This is a genomic window from Streptomyces sp. NPDC088812 (genome assembly GCF_044750285.1).
GTDB lineage: Bacteria > Actinomycetota > Actinomycetes > Streptomycetales > Streptomycetaceae > Streptomyces.
Genome location: NZ_JBIVJP010000009.1, coordinates 250,091 through 275,200 on the forward strand (window position 1 = coordinate 250,091; position 25,110 = coordinate 275,200).

Here is a 25,110-nt window from a genome sequence, read left to right on the forward strand (position 1 = left end):
GGTGCCCCGGGGACGGTGCCGTGCACGAGGGTGCGCACCCCTGTTTGCAGGGCGGATGTGCGCCGGGGCCCCGTCTGTTCGACTCCCCGGGACGAGCGTCGCACAGTATGCCGCACGCGTACTCCTTCGCGCTGGAATATGCCCGAAGCGCTTGTTGGGGTGACGGTGCGTCAACCAGGCTGTCTCGTAAGGGATTCACGTTCCGTCACGCTGCCTCTGGCCATTGTCCTGGTCATGCAGAAAATGGCTACGATCGTGGCTCTCGTCGTCATGGTGCTCGCGTGGCTTGCGTGGCTCACGTGGCGCGCGGCCATGTGTCCGCCGGTTCGGATGGTGTGAGCGGTGCAGGTGCTTCAAGTGCAGCTGGAGATCCGGCCCGACCCCGCCGAGGTGGGGCGGGCCCGGAGGTGGGCCCGTTCGCGCCTCGCCGGGTCCGGGATAAAGGCCGACGAGCCGCTCGCCGAGACGCTGATCCTGCTCGTCTCCGAACTGGTCACCAACGCCGTGGTGCACACGGGCTGTCCGGCCGTGCTGCGCCTCTCCCTGCCGCGCGCCGCCGGAGGGGAGGCGGGGGGCTCCACCGTCCGTCTGGAGGTGGCCGACAGCAGCAGCCGGGCACCCGTGCCCCGGTGCGTGGACGGTGACGCGACGGGCGGCCGCGGTCTGGCCCTCGTCGACTGCCTCGCGGACCGCTGGGGCTGGAGCGTCGAGGGGCCCGGCAAGCGCATCTGGTGCGAACTCGACCGCTGTGCGCGGCCCCGCGCGGACGAGGCCGAGTGCGGGAGCCCGGCGGACCGCGGCGGCACGCCGTCCCGCCCCGAACCGTCGGTGGCCTACCGGGGGCCGGCGTACGAGGGGTTCGCCTGCGAGGCCGTGTGACGGCTGGAGGTGCACGGCCGACGGGCGCATAGCCGACCGGGTGTACGGCCGACGGGCGCACGGCCGACGGATGCACGGGCGCGGGCAGTGCTGTCGGCCGGTGTCCGGCGGGTGGCGGTGCGCCGGGTGTGCTTCCGTGCGCGCCCACCGCAAAGAGGGCGTAAGTGATGAATCACCGATCGGGTGTTGACGCGGCGTGTCCGTTTGATCACGCTTGTGGTCGGTGATTCGCCGTGAGGGGACGACGAGGGTTCCGGTGACGGGAGTCCTCGCCGAGTGCGGGTCGCCGGTTCGGCGTCGGATCCCTCAGGGCCGAGGGGAACCGATGAGGGTCCCCCCGCTCGGGCGAGCCGCGAGTGGGGAGGCGTACGCCGAGTCGGACGGTGGCGCGCGCTGCCGTGCCCGGGGCGGGCCGGGGGCATCTCCCGCCCGGGTGCTGCCGGCGGTGGGGAGGCGCGCCGCCGTCCGGCGTCCACCCCCTTCTCCACAGGCTGTGGACAACTCTTGACGACGTCGGGGACGCCGTGCGTGCCGGGGACGCCGGATCACGTCCGGACGGTGGCCCGGAAGGTGCGGCGGTAGGCCGTCGGCGTCACCCCGAGCGCCGCCTGGAGGTGCTGCCGCATCGACTGGGCGGTGCCGAAGCCGGCGTCCTGGGCGACCTGTTCGACGGACAGGTCCGTGGACTCCAGCAGGTGCCGGGCCCGTTCGACGCGCTGCCGGGTGAGCCACTGGCCGGGGCTGACGCCGACCTCCTCGCGGAAGCGGCGGGTGAAGGTCCGTACCGACATGGACTCCTGGGCGGCCATGTCCCGCAGCTGGATCGGTTCGTGGAGGCGGCCGAGGGCCCAGGCGCGCGCGGTGGTCGTGCCGGACAGCTGCGGATCGGGCACGGGCCGCTCGATGTACTGCGCCTGGCCGCCGTCGCGGTGCGGCGGGACGACCGTACGGCGGGCGACGTCGTTGGCGACGGCGGTGCCGTGGTCGCGGCGCACCATGTGCAGGCACAGGTCGATGCCGGCGGCGACGCCCGCCGAGGTCAGTACGTCGCCGTCGTCGATGAACAGCACGTCCGGATCGACGTCGATCTTCGGGAACAGCCGCTGGAGGCGCTCGGCGTCGGCCCAGTGCGTGGTCGCGGGGCGGCCGTCGAGGAACCCGGCGGCGGCGAGGACGTAGACGCCGGTGCAGATGGAGGCGAGGCGGGTGCCGGGGCGCAGGTGGGCGAGGGCGGCGGCCAGCTCCTCGGTGAGCACGCCCTGTTCGTGGACCGGGCCCAGCTCGTAGGAGGCGGGGACGATCACGGTGTCGGCGGTGGCGAGGGTCTCCGGGCCGTGCTCCACCTGGATCGCGAAGTCGGCGTCCGTCTCGACCGGGCCGGGCGGGCGGACCGAGCAGGTCACGACCTCGTACAGATGCCGCCCCAGGGCGTCGCGGGGACGGCCGAAGATGCGGTGCGGGATGCCCAGCTCGAAGGGGAGCAGACCGTCCAGGGCGAGGACGGCGACACGGTGCGGGCGGAACCGCGGTGCATCCGGCTCACAGGTCATGGCCCGATCCTAACGAACCATGTCTTCCGGGCCACTCGTTCGCGCGGGGCGGGCATCGGAAGCTCGATGGCGTGACCCAGACAACCCAAGCCCCCGTGACCGCCGTCCGTCGGGAGAGGCGGCCGACGCGTGTCCACCGTGCCTGGTTCGTCGCCGCCGTCACCTTCGTGACGATCATCGGCGCGGCCGCCTTCCGCTCCCTGCCCGGACTGCTCATCGACCCCCTGCACCAGGAGTACGGCTGGTCGCGCGGCACGATCGGCGCCGCCGTCTCGGTCAACCTCGCGCTGTACGGGCTCACCGCCCCGTTCGCCGCCGCGCTGATGGACCGCTTCGGCGTCCGGCGCGTGGTCGCCGTCGCCCTGACCGTGATCGCGGTCGGCTCGGGCCTGACCGTGTGGATGACGGCGGCCTGGCAACTCCTGCTGTACTGGGGCCTGCTGGTCGGCCTCGGGTCGGGATCGATGGCGCTGGCGTTCGCCGCGACGGTCACCAACCGCTGGTTCACCGAGCGCCGGGGCCTGGTCAGCGGCATCCTCACCGCGGCCTCCGCCTCCGGCCAGCTGATCTTCCTGCCGCTGCTGTCCTGGATGGTCACGCGCTACGACTGGCGCCCGGCGGCCGTCACGGTCGCCCTCGCCGCCCTCGCCGTCGTCCCGTTCGTATGGCTGCTGTTGCGCGACCACCCGGCGGACGTCGGCCTGAAGCCGTACGGCGCGCGGGAGTTCGTGCCGAAGCCGCCGCCCGTCACGGGCGCCGCGCGCCGCGCGGTCACCGTCCTGTTCTCGGCCGCGCGCACCGGCCCGTTCTGGCTGCTGGCCGGCACCTTCGCGATCTGCGGCGCCTCGACCAACGGCCTCGTCCAGACCCACTTCGTGCCCGCCGCCCACGACCACGGCATGCCCGTCACGGCGGCGGCCTCGCTCCTCGCCGTCATCGGCGTGTTCGACGTGGTCGGCACGATCGCCTCCGGCTGGTTCACCGACCGCTTCGAGGCGCGCCGCCTGCTCGCGGTGTACTACGCGCTCCGGGGCGTCTCGCTGCTGTTCCTCCCGATGCTGCTGGCCCCCACGGTCCACCCCCCGATGGTCTTCTTCATCGTCTTCTACGGCCTCGACTGGGTCGCCACCGTCCCGCCCACCCTCGCGCTCTGCCGCGAGCAGTACGGCGACGACAGCGCCATCGTCTTCGGCTGGGTCCTCGCCTCCCACCAGGTCGGCGCGGCCCTGGTCGCCTTCCTCGGCGGTGTCGCCCGCGACGTCCTCGGCTCCTACGACGTGGTCTGGTACGCGTCGGGGGCGCTGTGCGCGGCGGCGGCGCTGATGGCCCTGGTGATCCGGCGGCGCCCGGACGCCGGGACGGTCCGGCGCGCGGTGGCGGGCTGACCGCCGGACCGCGCCGCGCGGACGGATGAGCAGGGGTCACACTCTGCGAGGCGCGGGCGGGCGGGGCGACCGCACCCCCGCTCTGCTCGGCGCACGGGCGACCGCACCCCCGCCCCACCCGGCGCACGGGCGGGCCGGGCGTCGGGCGGGCCGTCGTCAGGGGCGCCGCAGGTGGGCGCGTACGGCCTTCGCGATCCGCTCCGCGTCGAGCGCGACCTCGCGCAGGGCGCCGCTGAGCGGTGTGGTGAAGCCGGTGAAGTACAGGCCGGGCGCGTTCTTCGGGGCGCGGGGGCCGTGCGCGACCGGCAGGCCGCGGCCGTCGAGGACACCGAGGTGGCCGACCAGGCCGTCGAGGGCGCGTACGTACCCGGTGGCGGCGACGACGGCGTCCGGGGAGATCCGGGCGCCGTCGGCGAGGACCACCTCGCCGTCCTCGAAGCCCTCCACGGCGGCCACCACCTCGACCCTGCCCCGGCGCACGGCGTCGAGCAGACCGACGTCCTGCACGGGTATCGCGCCCTGTCTCGCCCGGGTGTACAGCCCGGTGTCGGGGCGCGGCAGCCCCCGCGCCGACAGGTCGGGCACGCTCGCCCGGGCCAGCACCCGGGCGAGCCGGTCGACGAGGGCGACCGGGAGCCGGCGGACGAGGATGCCGTTGTACTGGGCGGCCCAGCCGGCGGTCGAGCGGCGCACGATGTGCGGCACGGTCCGCACGGCCAGCCGCACCCGCCCGGCGCCGCTCTCCACCAGGTCGACGGCGATCTCGGCGCCGGTGTTGCCGACACCCACGACCAGGACGTCCCGGCCGGCGTAGGGGGTGCCGTCGCGGTACGCGGAGGCGTGCGCGAGGTCGCCGGTGTACGTCTCGCGGCCCGGCCAGTCCGGCAGGTGCGGGGTGTGGTTGTAGCCGGTGGCGACGACGACCGCCGAGCCCGTCAGCTCCCGGCCGCCGGAGGCGTGCAGCAGCCAGCCGGTGCCGTCGGCGGTGCGCTCGACGCGGGACACCTCGACGCCGGTGACCAGCTCCAGTTCATGGTGCTCGGCGTACTTCTCCAGGTACCGGACCACGTCGTCGCGGGCCGGCCACCGTCCGAACCGGCGCGGCATCGCGAGCCCGGGCAGGGCCGACAGGCGCCGGGTGGTGTGCAGGCGCAGCCGGTCGTAGTGGCGCCGCCAGGACGCCCCGACCCGGTCGGACCTCTCCACCACCACGGCCCGTATCCCCCGGGTGCGCAGCGCGTACGCGGCGGCGAGTCCGGCCGGGCCGCCGCCGATGACGTAGACCGGGCGGTCGGCGGGGGTCGGGGCGGTGGGCGCGGAGGGGCTCGGGGACGGTGTGGAGTCGGCCATGAGCGGGAGCGTAATCAAGCACAGGATTGATGGGTCTCGGTCAAGACCGGAATCGGTTGCGGATTGATCACGCTTGCGGAGGCGCGCCTGCGGCCGGTGGCGTACGCCGTCCTCGTTCTCGTCCTCGCCCTCGTCCTCGCCCTCGTTCTCCGGAAGCTGCGGAAGAAAAGCCGCGCCGCCGGGCCCAGGTGCGCTGGGGTCCGGCGGCGCGGCGGACGGCGTCGGTTTTTATGACGGGAAACGGACGCCGTGTCCCGGAAGCCTCCCGGAGGGAGGCCGGAGGGGGGCCGGTGATTACTTCTTCTTGGCCTTGTAGCCCGCGACCTTTGCGATCCACGCGATGAAGTCGCCCGGGTCGGTGTTGGAGCCGTGGCCCTCGTCCCAGTAGTAGAGGTGGCTGACGTCGTCGCCGAGGGTGTGCGCGGCGGCGGCGATGTTGGCGGAGACCGTCAGCGAGGTGTCGGAGTCCTTGGTGCCGAGGCGGATCCACCAGTGCTTGGTGCGGTTCTCGTTGGGCTCGTCGACCAGGTGGTACATCGGGTTCATCAGGCGCAGCAGCTCGGGGATGTCGCTGTCGAGCCGCTTGGCGGTGAGCCCGGTGGTGTCGTTCTTCAGGCCGTACGCCGTGAAGTGGCGGGCGATGGTCGTGCCCTTGCCGAACTCGTTGTTCTCGCCCGTCGACAGGTCGAAGCCGTCGAAGGCCGGGATGGTCTTCTTGCGGGCGCCGACGTGGGTGAGGAAGTCCGCCCAGGTGAAGGACGCCTTGCCGTTCTCCCAGGTGATGAAGGTGTTGGCGGCCAGGTAGGTCTCGCGGTCGGAGTCCGACAGGGCGGCGAGGTAGGTGGTGGCCGACGGCTGGAGGTACTGCTCGACCAGGTACTCGTCGTAGTTGCGGGCGGTCAGCGTGCCGAAGCCGTCGAGGCCCTTGAGCTTCAGGCCGGCCTGGTACTCGGCGAACTGCGCCTGGAGCTCCTTCGACACCGTCTGGTCGGCGACCTTGCCGGTGGACAGGACGTTGGTGCCCCAGTTCCACTCGTAGGCGCCGTCGGCGTGCTCGAGGTCGGCGATCGGGCACCAGGCACCGGTCGCGAAGATCGCGTCGGAGGCGTCGGCCGCGCCGAGCTCCTTCAGGTACTTGGCGTAGATCGGGCTGTCGCCGGAGGCGCCGAGCAGGGAGGACAGGGCGCCGCCCGCGCTGGTGCCGGAGGAGACGATCCGGTCGGTGTTGCCGGGGATGCGGCCCTTGTTGGCGCGTACGTACCGCACGGCGGCCTTGAGGTCGACGATCGCGGCCGGGGCGACGCCGTAGTACTCGCCCGCGGAGTTCTTGAGGGTGCGGCCGCGGGCGCCGGGCTCGACGACGACGTAGCCGGCCGCCAGCGCCAGCTGGGGGAGGCTGACCATCTTGCCGGCGTTCAGCATGGCGTTGCCGCCGGAGGCGACCTCGCCGGTGCCGCTCGACGCGGAGGCGCTGGGGGCCGCGCTCGCGGAGGCGCCGCCGGTGCCACCGGTGGGCGCGCCGGTCATCCCGCCGCCGCCCACACCCGTCGCCTCCGCGACCGAGGACGGCATGTAGCCGCCCACCGAGTTCGCGAAGAGGATCGGTGCGTTGCCCGCGTCCACGGCCGTGCCGTCGATCTCGACGGGCACGCTGACGTTCAGGCTCTGGTAGGCCTCGTCGACCGGCTTGGCGACGTAGGTGATCGCCTTCCAGAAGTGGTACGTCACCTCGTGGTCGGTGCCGTCCGCGTCGGTGATCGTCGTCGTCAGCTTCGTGTAGGCCTCGGGGTCGAAGACCAGGGAGTCGGAGGAGGACGAGGAGGACGAGGAGTCACCGGACGCCTGCGCGGTCAGGGCGATGCCGCCCACCGCCGCGACGCCGGCGGTGGCCCCGATGCCGATGACGACGGACCTGCGCTTGACTGCCCTGTGCTTCACCGTTCGACTCCTCGCTGCTTGTGGCTTGCGGGTGTGAACGTAGTAGTAGTGCCGACAAAATTGCCAACAATCCGCGAACTTCATGGCCGATGCACAGTTTCATGGTGACCCCACAGGCTGGCCGGGGGTGTGCGCGGGCTGCGAGGAACGGGGGGTCGGCGCACCGGGGGTGTCGGGGGTGCGGGGGCGGACGGGTGGGGGATGGGTGTGTGGGGCGGGGGGATGGGCGTGTGGGGCGGGGGGATGGGTGTGTGGGGTGCGGGGGATGGGTGTGTGGCTCAACGGCCACTGTGCAAAGCGGTGGTGACGGAGGGTCAGGCGGGGAGGCCGGGCCGGTCTGCCGGTGAGGGGGGGAACCGGGGCGCGCCTGCCCGGTCGGACGGGTGTTCAATGACCGGATGGCCGACAGCCGCGAGTCGCTCGCTCTTCCCGCCACCCCGGTCCTCCGAGGTCACGGCCTGCGCCTGCGCGCGTGGGACCCCGGGTCCGCCACCGATGTGAGCGCCTGGCTGCGGGGCCCGGCCGACCCCGACTTCCTGCGCTGGAACACACCGCTGCGGACGGTCACCGACACCGACGGGGCGCGGGAGTCGCTGCGGGTCAAGGCCGCCGACGCGGAGGCCGGTACGGGCGTCACCCTCTGCGTCACGGACGCCGGTGACGGGACGGTCCTCGGCCAGGTCGGGCTCGCCGCCGTCGACCCCGTCCAGAGCGTCGCCACCGTCGGCTACTGGGTCCTGCCCGAGGCCCGCGGCCGCCAGGTCGCCACCCGGTCGCTGCTGCTGGTGGCACGCTGGGCGTTCACCGGACTCGGCCTGCACCGCCTGGAGTTGGGCCACGCCCTCGGCCACGAGGCGTCCTGCCGGATCGCCGAGCGGTGCGGCTTCCCGTACGAGGGGACCCTGCGCGGGGCGATGTGGGAGGCGGGCCGCAGGGACGCCTGGCGGGACGTCCACCGCCACGGCCGCCTCGCGACGGACCCGGAGCCGGACCTCGGGGGGCTGTGAGCGGCCGGTTCTCCTGCCCGCGCAAGGGGGGCGTCGGCGCCGGGCGTCTGGTTCGGGCGTCTGGGGCGGGGCGGCTGGTGCCGGGTGATCGGTACCGGGTGATCGGTGCGGGGCGGTCAGTGCCGGGTGGTCGGTATCCGGTGCCGGGTGGTCAGCGCCGTGCGATCAGTGCCGGGTGGTCAGCGCCGTGCGATCAGCGCCGGGCGATCAGTGCCGGGCGATCAGTGCCGGGCGAACTGCACCCCGGTCGGCTGCACGGCCTCCGGGCGCAGGGCGATGCCGTCGATCGTCAGGCGTTCGCCGTAGATGTCGGTGAGGCGGAGCGCGCCGCCGCAGCCGGTGCCCTGCTCGGAGAGGAAGTAGTTGTACTCGGTGCGGGTCAGCGCGGTCCAGCCACTGCCCGTACGGACCTCCAACCGGGCCAGCGGGTTGCGGTGGCCGAGGGCCTGGATGCCGCACCAGTAGCGGCTGGAGCCGGTCTTGTAGCGGATCGAGACCGGGTCGGAGCCGGCGGGGCTCAGCAGGCTCCAGGTGATCGCGACACGGCCGGCCGAGAGGGGGGCGAGTTCGGCGAAGGCCTGGGTGCTGAGGTCGAGCTGGCCGGACTCGCAGGGCGCCGGGCACTCGTTGACGATCCGGACGGTCACGGACGTGCCGTCCGCCGTGCGGACCAGGACGTGGGCCCCGCACGCCTTGGACGTCTCGTAGTCGGCGGTGTTCATCGCCGCGACCATGAGGTCGTCGGCGGGACCGTACGAGCAGGCGCCGTCACCGTCCCCGGCGTCGTAGGAGGTCGCGACGCCCTGGCGGGTGACTCCGGGCCGTATCCGTCCCGCCAGTGGTGCCGCGGCGGACGGCGTGCGGGCGGCTCCCGCGGCCGTGGACCGTGCCGACGCGGTGGCCGGGGCCGCCGTCGGGGTGGCGGGTGAGGTGCTCCGGCCGGCCGACGGGCTCGGGGGCGTGGGGGACGCCGTGGACGGTGCCGGGACCGTCGTCGAAGCCGTCGGCGAGGCGGTGACCCCGGCTCCCGCGACGGTCCCGGCCGCCGCGTCCCGGGTGCCGTCGGTTCCGCGGTCGGGGCGGAAGGCCACCACGAGGGCCACCAGGAGCGTCACCGCCGCGACGGCCGCGACGGCCGCGACAGCCGCCACGGCGAGGCCGGGGACGGGGCGCCGCGTACGGCGGGAACGGCGGGAACGGCGGTGCGAGGGGGATGCCACGGCTGAGTCCTTACGCGGTCCGGGAGAGCACGTCTGCCTCTCGGTCGCCGCCGGGGCCCGGAACGTTGCCGCGGGCAGGCCGCCGTCGCGAGGGGCCGCGCCGTCGCGAGAGGCGGTCCGTCGCGGGGGACGGTCTGGCGTTGCGGGGGACGGTCTGGCGTTGCGGGGGACGCTCTGGTGCCGCGAGGGGTGGTCTGGTTCCGCGAGGGGTGGTCTGGTGTCGCGAGGGCGGTCCGGCGTCGCGGAGGGTGGTCCGTCGTCATGAGGGGCGGGTCCGTCGTCCCTTCCCGGTCCTCGCGGGGCGCGGGCGCCCTACGGCCAGAGCAGCTCCGCGACCCACTCCCCGGCGTTCCGCCAATACCTCAGCCGTACGTGCCGTCGCCTCTCGTCGCCCTGGAAGAACTCCACCGCCTCTGGACGCAGCCGGTACAGCGTCCAGGTCGGGGACGGGGTTGCCGGGTCCCGCCGGGCCCGTTCCCAGGCCGCCTCCGAGGCACTCGCCAACTCCTCCACCGAGCCCAGGACCTCGCTCTGCCGCCCGGTCAGCGCGGCGGCCAGGGCCCCCGTCGACCGCATCCTCAGGTCGGCCCGCGCCGCCTCCGCCGGGGCGACGACGACCGGTCCGCGGACGCGGACCTGGCGGCCCAGCGTGGGCCAGTAGAAGGTGAGGGCGGCGTAGGGGCGGGCGGCGAGCTGGCGGCCCTTGTCGCTCGTCGCGTGGGTCGCGAAGGACCAGCCGTCCGCGTCGGCGCCGTGCAGCATCACGATCCGGGCGTCCGGCAGGCCGTCCTCGCCGGCGGTCGCGAGGGTCATCGTGTGCGGCTCGCGTTCGCCGGCCGCGGCGGCCTCGGCCAGCCACCGGGCGAACAGCGGCAGCGGCTCGGCGGGGGCCGCCGCCGGGTCGAACGTCCGCAGCTCGGTCACCTCCGGGTCCCACACCCGCAGCGACCTCAGCAGTTCGTGAAGATCCGTTCCCATGACCCGAGTATCGCCCCGGTGCGGTCGCGGGGTGCCGGGGCGGTCATGGGCGGCTCACCCCCCGAGGGCCAGTCGCTGCACCAGCAGGAACGCCCCGATCCCCAGCATGGCCGCTCCCGACGTCCGGGTGACCGCGCGGGCCGCGGACGGGCGGGTGCCGAGCAGAGAGCGGGCCAGGACGCCCACCGTCAGGTAGACGGCGGCGCAGCACGCCATGTGGAGCAGGCCCAGGGCGGCGGTCTGCGCGGGGACCGGCAGACGGGCGTCGCGGGGGACGAGGAACTGGGGGAGGACCGAGAGGTAGAGCAGCAGCCCCTTGGGGTTCAGGCCGCTGATCGCCGCCCCGCGCAGGAAGACCCGCCGTCGGCCCGCCTCGACCGCCTCCCCCGCCTCCGGCACCCCCGGCCGGCGCAGCACCCCCCACCCCAGCCACACCAGGTACGCCGCGCCCGCCACCGTCAGCGCGGTGAGCAGCGCGGGCGAGCCGGCGACCAGGACCGCCAGACCGGCCGCCGCCAGTGCCGTGTGCAGGGCGTAGCCGCTCACCAGCCCGCTCACCGCCACGCCCACCGAGCGGCCGCGCAGTCCGGCGGAGATCGCGTACGCCCAGTCGGCGCCCGGCACGCACACCAGCAGCAGGTCCACGGCGAGGAAGGAGATCAGTGATGCGGAGTCCATATCGGGGAGGTTAGTCACGCTTTGGCCAAAGGTGTTCCCGAAGTTTTCACGGACACGGCACGGCAGGGGGAAGATCTGCCTCATGGACGACGTGGACCGGAAAATCCTTGCCGAGCTCCAGCAGGACGGGCGACTGACCGTGACCGAGCTGGCCGCGCGCGTGCGGCTGAGCGTCTCTCCGTGTCACCGGCGGCTGAGGGAGCTGGAGCGGTCCGGGGCGATCAGCGGGTACCGCGCGGTGGTGGAGCCCGCCGCCGTCGGGCTGACCTTCGAGGCGCTGGTCTTCGTCTCGATGCGGCAGGAGGACCGGGACACGGTCGCCGACTTCGAGCGGGCCGTCGGCGAGCTGGAGCACGTGCTCGACGCCCAGCGGCTGTTCGGGGAGCCGGACTACCTGCTGCGGGTGGCCACCGCCGACCTCGCCGCCTTCCAGCGGCTCTACGACGAGCGGCTGGCCACGCTGCCGGGGGTGCAGCGGCTGACGTCCACGCTGGTCATGAAGCACGTGGTGAAGGACCGCCCGCTGCCCGCGTGAACGTCCGGGCACCTTCCCCGCGACAGGGGCCGCCGGACAGTGCGACAGCCGCCGAGAGCCCGACGCGTGGCGGCCGCCACACAACACGACGGCCGCCACGCGAACGCGACAGCCGCCACGCGAACGACAGCCGCCAACAGCCGCTCTGCAACGCAACAGCCGCCCCTCAACGCGTCAGCGGCCCCGCGACGTATCGGCCGCCCCACAACGCGACAGGCGGTGGTCACCCGCAGCGACCGGGTGACCACCGCCTGCCAGACAGGACTTGGGGCCTGGAAAAACCAGACAGGACTTGGGGCCTGGAAAAAGAAAAGAAGAAAAAGGGGAAGCGGAAGCGCTGCCGCCGCGGCTACTTCGTCGGCTTCCTGCCGGTGATGCCCAGGTGCACCAACAACGCCAGATTGGGCTTGATCTCGGCCTGCTTGACGCCTCCCGCCAGGAAACCCTTCTGGTGCGAGGCCACCGCCGCGAGCATGGCGACCAGGGCCCCGGCGATCGCGGCCGGGTTCACGTCCTTGTCGACCCTGCCCTTGGACTGCAACTCGGCGACGGCGTCCGCGAGGGAGCTGTTCACCGAGTTCAGGATCTTCATGCGCAGTTTGTAGAAGCGTTTGTCGCCCTCGGCGGCGCCGAGCTCGACGACGCGCAGGATGGCGTCGTTCTTCTTCCAGAACTCCAGAAAGCCGTCGACGAGTTCCTGCGCGGTCTGCCAGCCGGCCTTGCCGACCCACGACCGGCCGCCGACCAGTTCGGTCAACCCGGCGCCCTCGGCGGCCATTTGCTCGGCGATCTCCAGGACGGCGCCCTCGACGTCCGGAAAGTACTGGTAGAAGGTCGCGGGCGAAGTGCCCGCCTTCCGGGCGACGTCGATGACCTTGACGTCCCGGTAAGGCGATGAGCTGAGCATGTCGCTGAGGCAGTCGAGCAACTTCTGCCGCGTCGCCTGCCCGCGCCGACCGGCCACGCGGCCGTCGACGGTACGCACTTGTCCTGTCATGTCGTCAGCTTACCGAGGGGTGATCCGAGCGCGATTCGGCCGACTGCAAATGGGGTGCGAGGGGCTTCGGGCGACGCTGTGCCTGGTCTGCGGGTTGCGGGAACCGCCGTTAGTTTGGCTGCATGGCCGAAAACAGGGCATCGGTGAGCGCACAGGGAGTCACGGAGGGCGTCCCCTGCTGGGTGGACGCTCAGCTTCCCGACGTGGACGCGGGGCGCCGGTTCTACGGCGAGCTTTTCGGATGGACGTTCGATTCGGCGTACGGCGCCTCGGTATGGGCCCGGCTGGACGGCGAGCCGGTCGCCGCGCTCGCCCCCAAGACGGACGGCCGGATGCCCACCGTCTGGACGGTGTATTTCGCCACCCCGGACGCGGAGGCCACGGCCCGCCGCATCCGGGCGGCCGGCGGGCAGCTCGTCACGGCGCCGTTCCCGGTCGGCGGCCTGGGCACCGCGGCCCTCGCCGCCGACCCCGAGGGCGCCGTCTTCGGCCTCTGGCAGCCGGGCGGCCACCGGGGCTTCGGGGTCCGGCACCGGCCCGGCGCCTTCGCCTGGGCGCAGCTCTACGCCCGCGACACCGACATCGTGAACACCTTCTACGGGCACCTCTTCCACGACGCCCTCTTCGGCCCCGGAGCCGACCCCGACTTCGGCCGGGCGCCGGTCGCCGACGTCTTCCCGGAGGTCATGCCGCCCCACTTCCTCGTCCACTTCGGCGTGGAGGACTGCGAGGCGGCGCTCGGCGCGGTGAGCCGGCTCGGCGGGCGCGTGCAGGCGGGCCCGTTCACCGCCTCCTACGGAACGGTGGCCGTCGTCACCGACAATCAGGGGGCGTCGTTCGCGCTGCTCCAGCGCTGAGCCGCGCCGCGGCCCGTGTCGCCGGCGGGGGGCATCGGCCGGTGTCGTCGGCGGGGGCGTCGACCGGCGGCGTCGGCCGGTGTCGTTGGCCGGTACAAGCGTCGCGTTCACCGGGACAACCGCGCTCTTTGCCGGTATATGAAAGGAGACACCCCGATTGTCCGCGGGTTCGCAACCGGTGGCCCGGCCAGGAAGAATCGGGGTGCGTGCCGCCAGGGCGGTGCGGTGGTGAGACGCTGCACTTCGGTCGCGGCACTTCGGTCGCGTACACATGCGGGTGACGCGGCTCGTACGGGGAGGTGGCAGGCAAGTGGTGGATCAGCTGACGCAGCACGATCCGCGGCGGATCGGGCCGTTCGAGGTGCTGGGACGGCTGGGGGCCGGCGGCATGGGGCTGGTCTATCTGGCACGCTCGGCCTCGGGCCGGCGCGTGGCGATCAAGACGGTCCGCACCGAGCTCGCCGAGGACCAGCTCTTCCGCGTGCGCTTCACGCGCGAGGTGGAGGCGGCGCGGGCGGTCTCCGGCTTCTACACGGCCGCGGTCGTCGACGCCGACCCGCGGGCCGCCGTGCCGTGGCTGGCCACCGCGTACGTGCCCGCGCCCTCGCTCGAGGAGATAGTGAACGAGTGCGGGCCGCTCCCGGCCCAGGCGGTGCGCTGGCTGGCCGCGGGCGTCGCGGAGGCCCTCCAGTCCATCCACGGCGCCGGGCTCGTCCACCGCGATCTGAAGCCGTCCAACGTGCTGGTCGTCGAGGACGGCCCCCGGGTGATCGACTTCGGTATCGCCTCCGGCGTGTCGAACACCCGTCTGACGATGACGAACGTCGCCGTCGGCACCCCCGCCTACATGTCCCCGGAGCAGGCCAAGGACTCGCGCAGCGTCACCGGCGCCAGCGATGTGTTCTCCCTCGGCTCCACCCTGGTCTTCGCCGCCACCGGCCACCCCCCGTTCCACGGCGCCAACCCGGTCGAGACGGTCTTCATGCTGCTGCGCGAGGGCCCGGACCTGGCGGGCCTGCCCGACGAGCTGCGCCCGCTCATCGATTCCTGCATGCAGATGGACGCGCCGGGCCGCCCCAGCCCCGCCGACCTCCAGGCCCAGCTCGCCCCCCACCTCTTCGGCTCCGGCTCCGACGACAGCGGTACGGCGTCCGCGTGGCTGCCCGAGAAGGCGGTCGCCCTCATCGAGACCCGCCGCGGCGGCCGTCCGCCCGCCAAGCCCGCCGCGCCCGCCGCGGGCCGCGGCGGCGGGGCCCCGGCCCCGGCCCGCCCGGCGGTACCGCCCCCGCCCTCGCACGACCCCGTCGTCCCGGCGCCCGCGCCGGTCGGGGCCGGCGCCCCCGGCACCGGCCCCGTACGGCTGGCCGGGGCGGCCGTCCCGATCGGCCCCGGCCCGGTCGTCGCCGACGTCCGCGCCACCGCCGCCGTCAAGGCGCCCGTGCCCGAGCCCGGGCTGGTCGCCTCCTGGTCCCGGCCGCGCCCCGGTGTCAACGGCGCCGACCAGACCGCCGCCCCGGCCGCCCCGCCGGCGCCCCCGGAGAGCCCGCCCGGCTGGCGGCCCTGGCGGTTCCGCATGTCGAACGACGTCTGGGGCACCCCGGCCGTCGACGGCGACCTCGTCTACGTCACCTCCTTCGAGGTGCACGCCCTCGACGTGGCCACCGGCCGCCGACGCTTCAAGACACGGGACGTGGCCTGGTCGATGGCGGTCGCGGACGGCCGTGTCCACGCCTCCGACGGCCCGACCCTCTTCGCGCTGGACGCACGCGAGGGCACCGACCTGTGGCGGCTGCCCACGGACGCCTGGGTGTACTGCCTCAAGGCCGAGCGGGGCACGGTCGTCACCGGCACCCGCGGCGGCGGTGTCCAGGGCTGGGAGGCCTCCACCGGCCAGAGGCTGTGGGAGGTCACCGGCTGCCAGACCGACTTCGAGTCCCCGGAGGCCGGTCCCGCCCTGCACGACGGCACGGTCTACGTCTGGCAGGACGCCCGGCTGCGCGCCCTGGACGCCCGCACGGGCGAGGAGCGCTGGTCGTACCCGATCGGCGACTCGGCCTCCTGCGGCGGCGTCCCGGTCCGTGTCACCGCCGCGCCCGACGGCTACGCCTACATCTCCGCCGGCACCCGCGTGCTCGCCGTGGACGTGGCGAGCGGCATGGTGCGCTGGCACTTCGAGGCCCCGGCGGTCTTCCTCTCCCCGCCCGCCTTCGTGCCCGGCCCCGCCGTCACGGGCGGCGGCGTCTACCTCGCCGACTACCTCGGCACGGTCTACGCCCTCGACGCCACCGACGGCCGTGACCGCTGGCGCATCGCCACCGAGGCCCGCTCCTCGGTCGACCCGGTGCTGGTCGCCGCGGGCCACGTCCACGTCGGCAGCGGCAAGGGCCTCTACACCCTGGACGCGGTCACGGGCACGCCCAAGTGGCGTTTCCAGGCGGGCGGCGACATCGTGGGCGCGCCCGTGGTCGCCGAGGGCCGTATCCACTTCGGCTCCACCGACCACCTGCTGTACACCCTGAAGGCCGACGACGGCCGGCTCCGCTGGAAGCTGGCGACCGGCGGCGAGATCACCGGCTCGCCGGTGGTCCGGGACGGGGTGGTGTACGCGTGCAGCAAGGACCGGTGCGTGTACGCGCTGGACGCGGAGAAGGGGACGGGGACGGCCCGCACGGCGTGACACTGCCGTGCGGGCCGCCCCGGTGCGGCCGGAGGTCCGCCGGGCGCCCGCCGGTCGCCCCCTGGTGACATGGCCGTGACAGAAGTTGCCTAAAGTGGCGATCATGAATCAACGGGGACACGCACGAGGACGCGGGCTCAGGCTCACCGCCGTGGCCGCACTGGTGGTGCTGGCGCTGACCGGTTTCTCCACCGCACGCGGTCACGGCAGCAGCAGCCACAGCGGCTCGGACGGCGGCGGGGGCGGGTGCAGCAGCTCCGGCCAGGACCACGACAGCTCGTCGTCGAGCGTCGGCAAGACGTCGTCCGGTTCGAGCGGCTACCACGACTACGACGACGACGTCACCGGTGACGACACCGCTGACACGGGCGGCTCCGGCTCCTCCTCGACGGCCACGCCGGAGCCGGCCACGGTGGAGGTGGTGAGCTGTGCGACCGCGGACGATCCGTACGCCACCGTCGAGGTCACCAACCCGAACGCCGCCGCCCACGACTTCGCGCTCTTCGTGTACTTCCTGGACGAGAACGACTCGATGCTGGACTCGGCCCAGCAGACCGTGAACGTGCCGGCGTACGACACGAAGAGCGTCCGGGTGGCGTTCGACGCCGAGGCCGCGGGCGAGGCCCCCGACCACTGCGAGACCGAACCGACCGCCCAGCCGGAAGCCTGACCGGCCGCCCGACCGGAAACCGGGCCTACGGACTGCGGACACACGTCGGCCGCGGCGGCTCCCCTCCGCGCCGCCGCGGCCGATACCCGTTCCGGTGAGGTCCGGGTCAGACCGGCTCGCCCGTGGCGTGGATGTTGCCCTCGGTCTCCGCGGTCTCCGCGGTCTCGGCGGTCTCCACGGTTCCGGTGGTCTCCGCGGTCGCGGTGGTCCCGGTGGTCTCCGTGGTCCCGGCGGCCGCCTCGACCGGGTTCGCGGCGACGAGCGGCTCGCTCGTCGCGTGGATGTTCTTCGTCTCCACGGCCGTGGCCGCGGCGTCCGTGGCGTGGATGTTCTCGGTGCCGATGGTGTCGCTCATGGTGAGTGCCTCCCCTGACAGTTCGGGTGCCCTGAAATGATCACCTGCCCGGCAGCTCCCCCGAGGGCCGCCGGACAGGTGTCGGTGACCGCTCACCGTAGTGCAACGGCCCAGGTCGCCCCGTCTGCCCCCCGACGCGACGGAACGACACGACGAGCCTGCCGGGCGGCGATAAACGAACGATGAACGTCCGGTCGGGGACCCGCTCTCACCGCCCCGCGGCCGTGGCACCGCCCCGCGGCCGTGGCACCGCCCCGCGGCCGTGTCACCGCACGCGCGGCCGTGGCACCGCGCTCAGGCCACGGCGAGCGGCTTCAGCAGGGCGCGGACGGAGTCGGCCTCGGGCGCTCCCAGCGCCTCGAACGACTCCAGGGCCTCGCGCCAGCACACCTGGGCCCGCCCGGACTGCCCGATGCCGCTCAGGGCGTGGCCGAGGACGAGCAGCACGTTGGCCCGGCGCCAGTCGCCGCCGATGCCGCGCAGGACGGTGAGGGCGGTCTCGGCGCTCGACGCGGCCTGCGCCGGACGTCCCGCGGCGAGATCGACCTCCGCCAGCCGGAACAGGGACATGCCCTCCCACAGGCGCTGGCGGCTGTCCCGGAACACCTTCAGCGCCTCCTGAAGGCGCGCGGCCGCCTCGGGCAGCCTGCCGTGCTGGGTGAGGGCGAGACCCAGTGCGTAACGCCCGTTGGCGCCCTTGAGGGCGTGCCCCATGGCGTCGTACATCTCCGTGCCCTGCCGTGCCAGGGAGACCGCGCTGTCGGTCCGGCCGGTGGCGAGGTGGATGCGGGAGAGGTTGCACAGGGCGCTCGCCTCACCGGGCCGGTCGTCGCAGGCGCGGAAGCTCTCGATGGCGTGCGTGAGGTGGGCCTCGCCGTCGTCGTGGCGGCTCCGGTAGAGCGCGATCACGCCGAGGACGTTGGACGACCAGCAGCTGGCCAGCGGATCGGTGGCGGCACTGGTCAGCTCGCGGGCGCGGGACGCCTCCTCGTCGGCCAGGTCGAACCGGCCGGTGACGCTGTGGGCGTAGGCGAGCGTGATCAGCGCACGGGCCTCCGCGCGCGGGTCCCCGCTCTCCCGCGCCGCCGCGCGCAGGGCCGAGGCGACCGACTCGTACGCCTTGGAGTTGGTGCCGGACTCGGCCAGGTCGACGGCCGCCCACAGTGCGTCGACCGCCCGCCCGAGCAGTCCCGACGCCGCGGACTGGCGGACACAGGCCAGCAGCGACACCGCCTCCGCGTACAGCCAGTCCTGCGCCCGGTGCCGGTCCTGGAAGGTCAGGCCCGGGTACACCGGCGTCGCCAGGTGGTCCACCAACCGGTCCCCGGGGCGTTCGATCGCGTAGACGCCCGCCGCCGTCGCCAGGTAGAAGTCCAGCAGCCGCGACAGGGCCGCCTCCCGCTCGCTGGGCGGCCACTCGTCGCGCTCCGCGCACGCCCGCGCGTAGAGCCGCACCAGGTCGTGGAAGCGGTACCGGCCCGGGGCCGCCGACTCCAGCAGGGAGGTGTCGACCAGGGACTCCAGCAGGTCCTCGGTGTCCTCCGGCGGCAGGTCCAGTACGGCCGCGGCGGCGGCCAGGGAGATGTCGGGGCCGTCCGCCAGGCCGAGCAGGCGGAACGCGCGGGCCTGGGCGGGCTCCAGCTGGCTGTAGCCGAGCTCGAAGGTCGCCTTCACCGCCAGGTCGCCCGCCTGGAGCTCGTCCAGGCGCCGGCGTTCGTCGCCGAGCTTCGCCGCCAGGACCGACACCGTCCAGGTACGGCGGGCGGCGAGACGGGAGGCGGCGATGCGGATGGCGAGCGGGAGGAAACCGCAGGCCGCCACCACGTCGAGGGCCGCCTCCCGTTCCGCCGCCACCCGCTCCTCGCCCACGATCCGGGTGAACAGCTGCAACGCCTCGTCCGGGGACATCACGTCCAGGTCGACCGGGTGCGCCCCGGCCAGGTCCACCATCCGCACCCGGGAGGTGACCAGCGCCGCGCACCCGGCCGTCCCGGGCAGCAGCGGACGCACCTGCGCGGCGTCCTTCGCGTTGTCCAGCAGCACCAGGACCCGTCGCCCGTCCAGCGCCGAGCGGTACAGGGCCGCCCGCTCCTGGAGGGAGTCCGGGATGGCCGAGTCCGCGGTTCCCAGGGCGCGCAGGAAGGAGCCGAGGACCGTCTCGGGGTCCGCCGGCCGCGCGCCCGCACCCTGGAGGTCGACGTACAGCTGCCCGTCCGGGAAGGCCGGACGGGCCCGGTGCGCCACGTGCACCGCGAGGGTCGTCTTCCCTACGCCCCCGATGCCGGCCAGCGCCGACACGGCCATCACCCGGCCGGTGTCCCCGCCCTCGCCCGACGCCCCGGCCAGTACCTCGCTGAGCTCGGTCACGAAGGCGGCGCGGCCGGTGAAGTCCGGCACGGTCGCCGGGAGTTGCGCCGGGCGCGCCGGCGCGGACGGCGCCTCGGCCGCCGGCGCCGCCGGCTCCGCGAGGTCCGGGTCGGCCTGGAGGATGCGGCGCTGGAGGTCGCGCAGCCCCGGCCGCGGGTCCACCCCCAGCTCCTCCGTCAGCAGCCGCCGGGTGTCCGCGTACACCGCCAGTGCCTCCGCCTGCCGGCCGCTGCGGTACAGCGCCAGCATCAGCAGCTCACGGAAGCGTTCGCGCAGCGGGTGCGCCGCCGTGAGCGCGGTCAGCTCGGAGACCGCCTCCGCGTGGCAGCCCTGCTCCAGGTCCATCTCCAGGCGCGTCTCCAGGAGTTGCAGCCGCCACTCCTCCAGCCGGACGCGCTGCGCCTCCGCGTACGGGCCGGGCACGCCCGCCAGCGCCTCGCCGTCCCACAGCGCCAGCGCCCGGTTCAGCACCTGCCGGGCGTGGTCCAGGTCGCCGGCCGCCCGCGCCTTCTCGGCCTCGGCCGCGCACTCCTGCGCCACCGCCAGGTCCAGGACGCCCTCGCCGAGACCGCGCACCGCGTACCCGCCCGACTCGCTCACCAGCACGCCCGGGTCCAGCACCTTCCGCAGCCGGGAGGCGTACGTCCGCACCGCCGCCAGCGCCTGCGACGGAGGGTCCTCGCCCCACAGCGCGTCGATCAGCTCGGCCGCCGTCGCCGTCCGGCCCCCGCGCAGCAACAGGGCGGCGAGCAGGGCGCGTTGCTGGGGGGAGCCGGTCGCCAGCGGCGCGTCGCCGCGCCACGCGCGCACCGGACCGAGCACGTCGAAGCGCAACTCCGACGGCCCCTCGGGGGAGCCGGGGCGTCGCTGCTCCGGCACGCGCGGTACACCCTCGTCCATCGGGGTCTCCCTAGGCATCACGACCAACGGGGGTCAGTTTGCCCTGCCCGTGCCCGAAACGTCAGCCGGGCGAGGCACCGATCACAGGGCGCCACGCGCCGGACACACGCCTCACACACCCGGCGACCTGAACCGCGGCTCCCGACTACAGGTCGAACACGGCGCGGAGCCCGATCTCCACCGCCTCCAGCACCCGTTCGTCCACCGGGCCGAGGTCTTCGGTGAAGCGGACGGCGGACAGCGTCCGGAACTCGCCGAGCACGATGGTGCCGGCCGAGGGGGAGCTCACGGGAATGTCCACGAGAGTGGCCTCGCGCACCTGCTGCGGATAGACGAGCACGCAGGTCGCCGACTTGTGCTGAGCGTTGAGTGCATCGGAAGACACGACCAGCACGTGCGCGGGGCCTCCGGCGAAGGACAGTTGGTAGACGTGCCCGCGCTTCACCGGCCCGCCACCCGTCCCCATCGCTCCAGGGTGTCGTCCTCGCTCTCGGCGGGCTCCGCGACCGTCGTCGTGATTCCGGCCTCGGCGCGTACGCGCGCGGATTTCTCCAGTTCCTCGGCGAGCATCTCGCGGCGCAGTATGCGCGCCGTGTACGCGGAGGCGTTGCCCTTGGACTTCACGAAGGCCGCCACGTCGTCCGGCAGGCTCATCGTCATGTTGAGCGTCATGTCGTCATCATACGCATGCATGACGCCTCGACGCTCCCGCTTGAGTGGCCGAACCGTCACCCAGCGTGCACGATAACCGGAACGAAAGGTGTCATCACCTCGCGAAGGGATCACCCGGCATGACCAGCGCCGACACGTCGGATGCGCAGGAACCACCGCGACGGGCCAGGGCCCGGGCCCGCGCCCGGGGGGCTGCCGTCGCACTCGCCGGGCTGGTCCTCGGCTGCGTGGGCGCGGTGGCGCTCGTCTCGTGCGGTACGGGCGGCGACGCCGGCGGCGGCGCCACGTTCACCCCGACGCCCACGGGGGCCGGCACCGTCTCCTTCTCCGGCGAGGCCCCCTCCGCGCTCGCCTCGCTCGGCGCGTCCGTCAAGGAGTCCGCCCGCGCGGCCGCCTCGGCCGCGGCCTCCTCGGCCTCCGCACGGGCCTCCGCGTTCGAGGCGTCGGTGTCGGCCGACGTCGCCCGCGCCAACGCCGCCGCCCAGCAGGAACTGAAGGACATCGCGGGCAAGGGCGACGCCACCGCCGACGTGTCGCTCACCGGCAAGCCGCGGTCCGAGACGGGCGGCCTGCTCGCCGTCGTCGTGAACATCGCCAACAGCACGGACGACACCGCCTCCTACGCCGTCCAGGTCGACTTCCGCGACGCGAACGGCAAGGTGCTGGAGACCCGTTACGTCGGCGCCGAGAACCTCGAGCCCGGCGACCGGGCCCACCCCCTCGCCATCAGCCGCAAGCCCCCCGAGCCGCAGCTCACCGCCGTCGTCGCGAAGGCCCAGCGCTACTGATACCCCACGCCTCATTCACCGCACGGACACCGGCAGTTGCTTCAATGACGGCGGACGTGCGTGATGAGGGCGGTGGTGGGAATGCGGGTCGTGACCTGGAACCTGTGGTGGCGCTTCGGGCCCTGGGAGGACCGGCAGAAGGCGATCCTCACGACACTGCGCGACCTGCGCCCCGACGTCGTGGGCCTCCAGGAGGTGTGGGCCGCAGACGGCGAGAACCTCGCCGAGTGGCTCGCCGGCGAACTCGGCCTGCACTGGGCCTGGGCGCCCTCCCACGCCCCCGAGCGCTGGCGGCGGCGGATCGGCGGCGCGCCGGTGGACATCGGCAACGCGGTGCTGAGCCGGTGGCCGGTCGCGGAGACGGCGGTCCTCCCGCTGCCGGCGCCCGCCGACATCGACGACGGCCGCCCGGCCCTCTACGCCCGTCTGGCCGCCCCGGCCCACGACATCCCCTTCTTCACCGCCCACCTCACCTCGCACCTCCACGCCTCGGCCGTCCGCCGCGACCAGGTGACCGCCCTCGCCGCGTTCGTCGCCCGCCACCGCGGCGGCACCCCCTTCCCGCCGATCGTCACCGGCGACTTCAACGCCTGGCCCGACTCCGACGAGATCCGCCTCTTCGGCGGCTACAAGACGGCCCCGGCCGTGCCGGGCCAGGTCTTCCTCGACGCCTGGGAGTACGCCGACCCGGCCGCCCCCTGGGCCACCTGGGACGCCGCCAACCCGTACGTCGCACGCGGCGGCGCGCCGAGCGCCCGCATCGACTACGTCCACGTCGGCGCCGTCCCCGGCACGCCGGTCCGCGTACGGGCGGTGCGGCGGGCGGGCGACGGCCCCGTCGACGGGGTGTGGCCGTCGGACCACGCGGCGGTCGTCGCCGACCTCACCGACTGAGGGAGGCGAGCAGCGCCGCGAAGGCGGCGGGGGTGGCGGAGAGCACGGCTCGGGCGGGGTCGGCGGATTCGGTGAGGTGGATGGTGGTGGGGGAGGGGTGGTCGGCGGATATGTGGACGCAGGCTTCGCCTTGGGCGCAGTAGGACGACTTCTGGGCTGTCGTGGCGACGTGGATGCAGGATTCGCCTTGGGCGCAGTAGGACGACTTCTGCGCCGTGGTCGCGACGTGGACGCAGGCGTCGCCTTCCTGGCAGTAGGACGACTTCTGCCAGCTCTCGTGGAACACATCGACTCCTTCACAGGCTCTGGGCGATGGCGTGGATCAGGTCGCGGGACTTCTCGAGGGTGAGGGCGGTCTCCTCCACGATGTCGAGGAGATGCCGGTACTTCTGCAGAAGTGCGTCGGCGTCGAGCAGCACCGGCCCGTGGAACTGGTCGAGTTGAGCGGTGTCGAGCTGCGGCACGGGTCCGTACAGGTAGTTGATGGACTGGCCCGATCCGGGGAAGGCGCCGACTCCGAACGGGAGGACGCGAACGGTGACGTGATCCCGTTCGCTCATGTCGAGCAGGTGCTGCAGTTGCGCCCGAGCTACACCCCGCCCCCCGACGCCCATGCGCAGGGCCGCTTCGTGCACGACCGTGCTGTAAGGGGCCGGATGCGCCTTGTACAGCACGCCCTGCCGTTTGAGCCGGTGGGAAACGCGGTGCTCGACCTCAGGCGGGGTGGGCGCCGGGATGACGTGACGGAAGATCTCCCGCGCGTGATCGGCGGTCTGGAGCAGACCCGGCATGTTGGAGGTGTACGCGGTGCGCATCCGGACGGCATGGTGCTCCAACTCGGCGAGGTCGAGAAGCCCTGACGGCAGCACTTCCCTGTACGACTCCCACCACCCGGTGGACTTCTCACCGGTCATGCCGACCAGAGCCTCAACGAAGTCCTGGTCCGGACATGAGTAGATGCGGGCCAGCGATCTGATGCGTTCGGCGCTCACCCCGAAACGCCCCGACTCCACATTGCTGAGCTGTCCCTGGCTCGTGCCCAGCGTGCGGGCGGCCTCGGTCACCGTCATGCCCGCCCGTTCGCGCATCTTGCGCAACTCCACGGCGAGTCGGAGGCGGCGGGCCGTCAGAGGGGGCCTTGCCGGCACGTCAGTTCCTCCTGAACGCATGTCTCATAGGGTCACCCACACGAGGGAGATATAAGCCCAACTATCTCGAATTTCGGCAAATGGCATTTGCGGCGTCCTATCGTCTTTCTCAGGCGCCCCGCCCGGAAGCGCACCGTGGGACGCCGCGGCAGAGACACCAGGCATCCGTCCAACTCCCCTCAGTGACCGGAGACTTCCATGGCCACCGTATCCCCGTCCTGGAACTACACCCTGCACCTTCCGCGTGATCCACGCGCACCGGGTGTCGCGCGGGGTGCGCTCCGCCTCATCCTGGCCGCCCACGAGATGGGCGAGCTGACCTCGACCGCCGAACTGCTTGCGGCGGAGCTGCTCACCAACTCGCACAGCCACACCGAGGGCCCGTACGCCCTGCGCGTCCTCTCCCCGCGGCAGGGGCGGGTCCGGGTGGCGGTGTGGGACACCGACCCCCGTGTCCCACCCGGCTTCTCGGACGACAAGGCCGCCCCGGCCCCGCTCGACGCCGAGGGCGGCCGGGGTCTGCACCTGGTGCGGGCGTGCGCCGACGAGGTGGGCGTGTCGGTGCTCCGGCACCTGGGCGCGTCGCGGGGCGGGAAGCTGCTGTGGGCGGACTGCGGGGGTGGGCGGACGTGGTGAGCACGCGATGCCCGTCCCGGTCGGGCGCGGCCATACTGGAAGGCGGAGCCACGCCCGTTCAGCAGGAGCAGATCATGAGCGCACAGCCCGAGCACGGCTGGGGAGCGATGCCCCTCCCGGCGATTCGCACGGTGGACGACCTGCGCAGCGCGCTCAGCCGCTACGGCTTCCCCGGTGACCGGGAGCGCTTCGAGGAGGAGCTGGCCGCCGCCATAGGAGCCTCGCCGACCAACGATTTCGAAGGCGCGGCGGCGGTCGTCCGGGCCTACCGGCACCGGATCCTGATCAGGAACTCGCCCGAGATCATGGCCGCCCTGGAGGACGCGCGAGCCGAAGGCGGGGGTACGTGAACGGAGTCCCGCTGGAGGAGGCCGAGCCCGCGAGGAAGGCGTTCGGAGACCTGACGGAGGGGGAGCGGGAGGCCGTCCGGGAAGCGCTCACGGCGATCGGGCGCGACCCGGCGGTCGGTCGCGAGATCCCCGGTTGGCGGCCTCCGTCCGTGGAGTACACGTACACCACTCCTCTCGCCCGTGACTCGGCCGAGGCGATCACGGTCGTGTACACGCACACCCCGGGTATGGGAGTGACGGTCGTCTACTACTTCCGCGACCCACAGGTGGTGGACTGAG

The 25,110-nt window shown here is 73.5% G+C and carries 25 protein-coding genes; 12 read left to right on the forward strand and 13 right to left on the reverse strand.

Translation table 11 applies throughout. From position 1 onward, the window contains the following. Positions 1-357: 357 nt before the first annotated feature. Entirely contained in the window at positions 358-879 is a 522-nt protein-coding gene (locus ACIP67_RS18485) for an ATP-binding protein (RefSeq protein ID WP_401692928.1), read from the forward strand. A 545-nt stretch (positions 880-1,424) separates the two neighbouring features. On the opposite strand, the gene ACIP67_RS18490 is transcribed toward ACIP67_RS18485, so the two are convergent. After that, the gene (locus ACIP67_RS18490; RefSeq protein WP_401692842.1) at positions 1,425-2,429 is read right to left on the reverse strand and encodes a GlxA family transcriptional regulator; all 1,005 of its coding nucleotides are present in this window, start codon (positions 2,427-2,429) and stop codon (positions 1,425-1,427) included. A 71-nt stretch (positions 2,430-2,500) separates the two neighbouring features. Here ACIP67_RS18490 and ACIP67_RS18495 point away from each other — a divergent pair, with 71 nt between their 5' ends. After that, positions 2,501-3,814, forward strand: coding sequence for an MFS transporter (locus tag ACIP67_RS18495; protein WP_401692843.1), 1,314 nt, complete (start codon positions 2,501-2,503; stop codon positions 3,812-3,814). A 156-nt stretch (positions 3,815-3,970) separates the two neighbouring features. On the opposite strand, the gene ACIP67_RS18500 is transcribed toward ACIP67_RS18495, so the two are convergent. After that, a complete protein-coding gene (locus ACIP67_RS18500; protein WP_401692844.1) occupies positions 3,971-5,164 on the reverse strand; it encodes a flavin-containing monooxygenase in 1,194 nt (397 codons plus the stop codon). A 294-nt stretch (positions 5,165-5,458) separates the two neighbouring features. Beyond that, positions 5,459-7,102 (reverse strand): subtype B tannase, encoded by a 1,644-nt coding sequence (locus ACIP67_RS18505; RefSeq protein ID WP_401692846.1) that lies wholly within the window; start codon positions 7,100-7,102, stop codon positions 5,459-5,461. 398 nt (positions 7,103-7,500) lie between these two features. Here ACIP67_RS18505 and ACIP67_RS18510 point away from each other — a divergent pair, with 398 nt between their 5' ends. Then, on the forward strand, positions 7,501-8,109 hold the full coding sequence (locus ACIP67_RS18510; RefSeq protein ID WP_401692848.1) for a GNAT family N-acetyltransferase: 609 nt from the start codon (positions 7,501-7,503) through the stop codon (positions 8,107-8,109). Positions 8,110-8,330: 221 nt separating this feature from the next. Here ACIP67_RS18510 and ACIP67_RS18515 read toward each other — a convergent pair whose 3' ends face one another. The 3 genes from ACIP67_RS18515 to ACIP67_RS18525 form a co-directional block, all read right to left on the reverse strand. Further along, positions 8,331-9,329, reverse strand: a complete 999-nt coding sequence (locus ACIP67_RS18515; protein ID WP_401692850.1) for an expansin EXLX1 family cellulose-binding protein — start codon at positions 9,327-9,329, stop codon at positions 8,331-8,333. 312 nt (positions 9,330-9,641) lie between these two features. Continuing rightward, a complete protein-coding gene (locus ACIP67_RS18520; RefSeq protein ID WP_401692852.1) occupies positions 9,642-10,307 on the reverse strand; it encodes a pyridoxal 5'-phosphate synthase in 666 nt (221 codons plus the stop codon). Positions 10,308-10,361: 54 nt separating this feature from the next. After that, entirely contained in the window at positions 10,362-10,985 is a 624-nt protein-coding gene (locus ACIP67_RS18525) for a LysE family translocator (protein ID WP_401692853.1), read from the reverse strand. 82 nt (positions 10,986-11,067) lie between these two features. Between ACIP67_RS18525 and ACIP67_RS18530 the strand changes: the two genes are divergently transcribed. Continuing rightward, entirely contained in the window at positions 11,068-11,520 is a 453-nt protein-coding gene (locus ACIP67_RS18530) for an Lrp/AsnC family transcriptional regulator (RefSeq protein ID WP_389521511.1), read from the forward strand. 349 nt (positions 11,521-11,869) lie between these two features. Here the strand turns inward: ACIP67_RS18530 and ACIP67_RS18535 are convergent, their stop codons facing one another. Continuing rightward, complete coding sequence (locus tag ACIP67_RS18535) at positions 11,870-12,505, reverse strand: TetR family transcriptional regulator (protein WP_401692929.1); 636 nt, start codon at positions 12,503-12,505, stop codon at positions 11,870-11,872. Between the two features lie 134 nt (positions 12,506-12,639). Here ACIP67_RS18535 and ACIP67_RS18540 point away from each other — a divergent pair, with 134 nt between their 5' ends. From ACIP67_RS18540 to ACIP67_RS18550, 3 genes are all read left to right on the forward strand, one after another. Further along, positions 12,640-13,374: a VOC family protein gene (locus ACIP67_RS18540; RefSeq protein WP_401692854.1), complete on the forward strand. Its 735-nt coding sequence runs from the start codon at positions 12,640-12,642 to the stop codon at positions 13,372-13,374. A gap of 310 nt (positions 13,375-13,684) precedes the next feature. Further along, on the forward strand, positions 13,685-16,051 hold the full coding sequence (locus ACIP67_RS18545; RefSeq protein WP_401692855.1) for a PQQ-binding-like beta-propeller repeat protein: 2,367 nt from the start codon (positions 13,685-13,687) through the stop codon (positions 16,049-16,051). 103 nt (positions 16,052-16,154) lie between these two features. Continuing rightward, positions 16,155-16,721 (forward strand): hypothetical protein, encoded by a 567-nt coding sequence (locus tag ACIP67_RS18550; RefSeq protein WP_401692856.1) that lies wholly within the window; start codon positions 16,155-16,157, stop codon positions 16,719-16,721. Positions 16,722-16,827: 106 nt separating this feature from the next. On the opposite strand, the gene ACIP67_RS18555 is transcribed toward ACIP67_RS18550, so the two are convergent. The 4 genes from ACIP67_RS18555 to ACIP67_RS18570 all read right to left on the reverse strand — a co-directional run bounded on the left by ACIP67_RS18555 (position 16,828) and on the right by ACIP67_RS18570 (position 21,015). Next, positions 16,828-17,076 carry a hypothetical protein gene (locus tag ACIP67_RS18555; RefSeq protein WP_401692858.1) on the reverse strand — a complete coding sequence of 83 codons (249 nt, stop codon included), beginning with the start codon at positions 17,074-17,076 and terminating at the stop codon, positions 16,828-16,830. A gap of 294 nt (positions 17,077-17,370) precedes the next feature. After that, positions 17,371-20,343, reverse strand: a complete 2,973-nt coding sequence (locus ACIP67_RS18560; protein WP_401692859.1) for an AfsR/SARP family transcriptional regulator — start codon at positions 20,341-20,343, stop codon at positions 17,371-17,373. Between the two features lie 145 nt (positions 20,344-20,488). After that, the gene (locus ACIP67_RS18565; RefSeq protein ID WP_401692860.1) at positions 20,489-20,809 is read right to left on the reverse strand and encodes a type II toxin-antitoxin system PemK/MazF family toxin; all 321 of its coding nucleotides are present in this window, start codon (positions 20,807-20,809) and stop codon (positions 20,489-20,491) included. Next, complete coding sequence (locus ACIP67_RS18570) at positions 20,785-21,015, reverse strand: hypothetical protein (protein WP_401692861.1); 231 nt, start codon at positions 21,013-21,015, stop codon at positions 20,785-20,787. Before ACIP67_RS18570 ends, ACIP67_RS18565 begins: the two co-directional genes overlap by 25 nt. Before the next feature lie 119 nt (positions 21,016-21,134). Between ACIP67_RS18570 and ACIP67_RS18575 the strand changes: the two genes are divergently transcribed. Further along, the gene (locus tag ACIP67_RS18575) at positions 21,135-21,803 is read left to right on the forward strand and encodes a hypothetical protein (RefSeq protein WP_401692862.1); all 669 of its coding nucleotides are present in this window, start codon (positions 21,135-21,137) and stop codon (positions 21,801-21,803) included. Positions 21,804-21,884: 81 nt separating this feature from the next. After that, positions 21,885-22,697 (forward strand): endonuclease/exonuclease/phosphatase family protein, encoded by an 813-nt coding sequence (locus tag ACIP67_RS18580; protein ID WP_401692863.1) that lies wholly within the window; start codon positions 21,885-21,887, stop codon positions 22,695-22,697. Here the strand turns inward: ACIP67_RS18580 and ACIP67_RS18585 are convergent. Further along, the gene (locus tag ACIP67_RS18585) at positions 22,687-22,983 is read right to left on the reverse strand and encodes a DUF397 domain-containing protein (RefSeq protein WP_401692864.1); all 297 of its coding nucleotides are present in this window, start codon (positions 22,981-22,983) and stop codon (positions 22,687-22,689) included. The genes ACIP67_RS18580 and ACIP67_RS18585 overlap by 11 nt on opposite strands. Before the next feature lie 10 nt (positions 22,984-22,993). Next, complete coding sequence (locus tag ACIP67_RS18590) at positions 22,994-23,845, reverse strand: helix-turn-helix domain-containing protein (protein WP_401692865.1); 852 nt, start codon at positions 23,843-23,845, stop codon at positions 22,994-22,996. A 198-nt stretch (positions 23,846-24,043) separates the two neighbouring features. On the opposite strand from ACIP67_RS18590, the gene ACIP67_RS18595 reads away from it, so the two are divergent. From ACIP67_RS18595 to ACIP67_RS18605, 3 genes are all read left to right on the forward strand, one after another. Next, the gene (locus ACIP67_RS18595; protein WP_401692867.1) at positions 24,044-24,481 is read left to right on the forward strand and encodes an ATP-binding protein; all 438 of its coding nucleotides are present in this window, start codon (positions 24,044-24,046) and stop codon (positions 24,479-24,481) included. A gap of 74 nt (positions 24,482-24,555) precedes the next feature. After that, positions 24,556-24,831 (forward strand): hypothetical protein, encoded by a 276-nt coding sequence (locus tag ACIP67_RS18600; protein ID WP_401692868.1) that lies wholly within the window; start codon positions 24,556-24,558, stop codon positions 24,829-24,831. Further along, entirely contained in the window at positions 24,828-25,109 is a 282-nt protein-coding gene (locus ACIP67_RS18605; protein WP_385074284.1) for a hypothetical protein, read from the forward strand. The genes ACIP67_RS18600 and ACIP67_RS18605 overlap by 4 nt, the downstream gene beginning before the upstream one ends. The last annotated feature ends 1 nt before the right edge of the window (position 25,110 follow it).

Coding starts and splice junctions, on each gene's coding strand:
- ACIP67_RS18595 (WP_401692867.1), top strand. CDS start 24,044: ATGGCCACCGTATCCCCGTCCTGGAACTACACCCTGCACCTTCCGCGT.
- ACIP67_RS18520 (WP_401692852.1), bottom strand. CDS start 10,307: ATGGGAACGGATCTTCACGAACTGCTGAGGTCGCTGCGGGTGTGGGAC.
- ACIP67_RS18570 (WP_401692861.1), bottom strand. CDS start 21,015: ATGACGCTCAACATGACGATGAGCCTGCCGGACGACGTGGCGGCCTTC.
- ACIP67_RS18500 (WP_401692844.1), bottom strand. CDS start 5,164: ATGGCCGACTCCACACCGTCCCCGAGCCCCTCCGCGCCCACCGCCCCG.
- ACIP67_RS18575 (WP_401692862.1), top strand. CDS start 21,135: ATGACCAGCGCCGACACGTCGGATGCGCAGGAACCACCGCGACGGGCC.
- ACIP67_RS18540 (WP_401692854.1), top strand. CDS start 12,640: ATGGCCGAAAACAGGGCATCGGTGAGCGCACAGGGAGTCACGGAGGGC.
- ACIP67_RS18555 (WP_401692858.1), bottom strand. CDS start 17,076: ATGAGCGACACCATCGGCACCGAGAACATCCACGCCACGGACGCCGCG.
- ACIP67_RS18550 (WP_401692856.1), top strand. CDS start 16,155: ATGAATCAACGGGGACACGCACGAGGACGCGGGCTCAGGCTCACCGCC.
- ACIP67_RS18560 (WP_401692859.1), bottom strand. CDS start 20,343: ATGGACGAGGGTGTACCGCGCGTGCCGGAGCAGCGACGCCCCGGCTCC.
- ACIP67_RS18490 (WP_401692842.1), bottom strand. CDS start 2,429: ATGACCTGTGAGCCGGATGCACCGCGGTTCCGCCCGCACCGTGTCGCC.
- ACIP67_RS18510 (WP_401692848.1), top strand. CDS start 7,501: ATGGCCGACAGCCGCGAGTCGCTCGCTCTTCCCGCCACCCCGGTCCTC.
- ACIP67_RS18600 (WP_401692868.1), top strand. CDS start 24,556: ATGAGCGCACAGCCCGAGCACGGCTGGGGAGCGATGCCCCTCCCGGCG.
- ACIP67_RS18580 (WP_401692863.1), top strand. CDS start 21,885: ATGCGGGTCGTGACCTGGAACCTGTGGTGGCGCTTCGGGCCCTGGGAG.
- ACIP67_RS18565 (WP_401692860.1), bottom strand. CDS start 20,809: ATGGGGACGGGTGGCGGGCCGGTGAAGCGCGGGCACGTCTACCAACTG.
- ACIP67_RS18530 (WP_389521511.1), top strand. CDS start 11,068: ATGGACGACGTGGACCGGAAAATCCTTGCCGAGCTCCAGCAGGACGGG.
- ACIP67_RS18525 (WP_401692853.1), bottom strand. CDS start 10,985: ATGGACTCCGCATCACTGATCTCCTTCCTCGCCGTGGACCTGCTGCTG.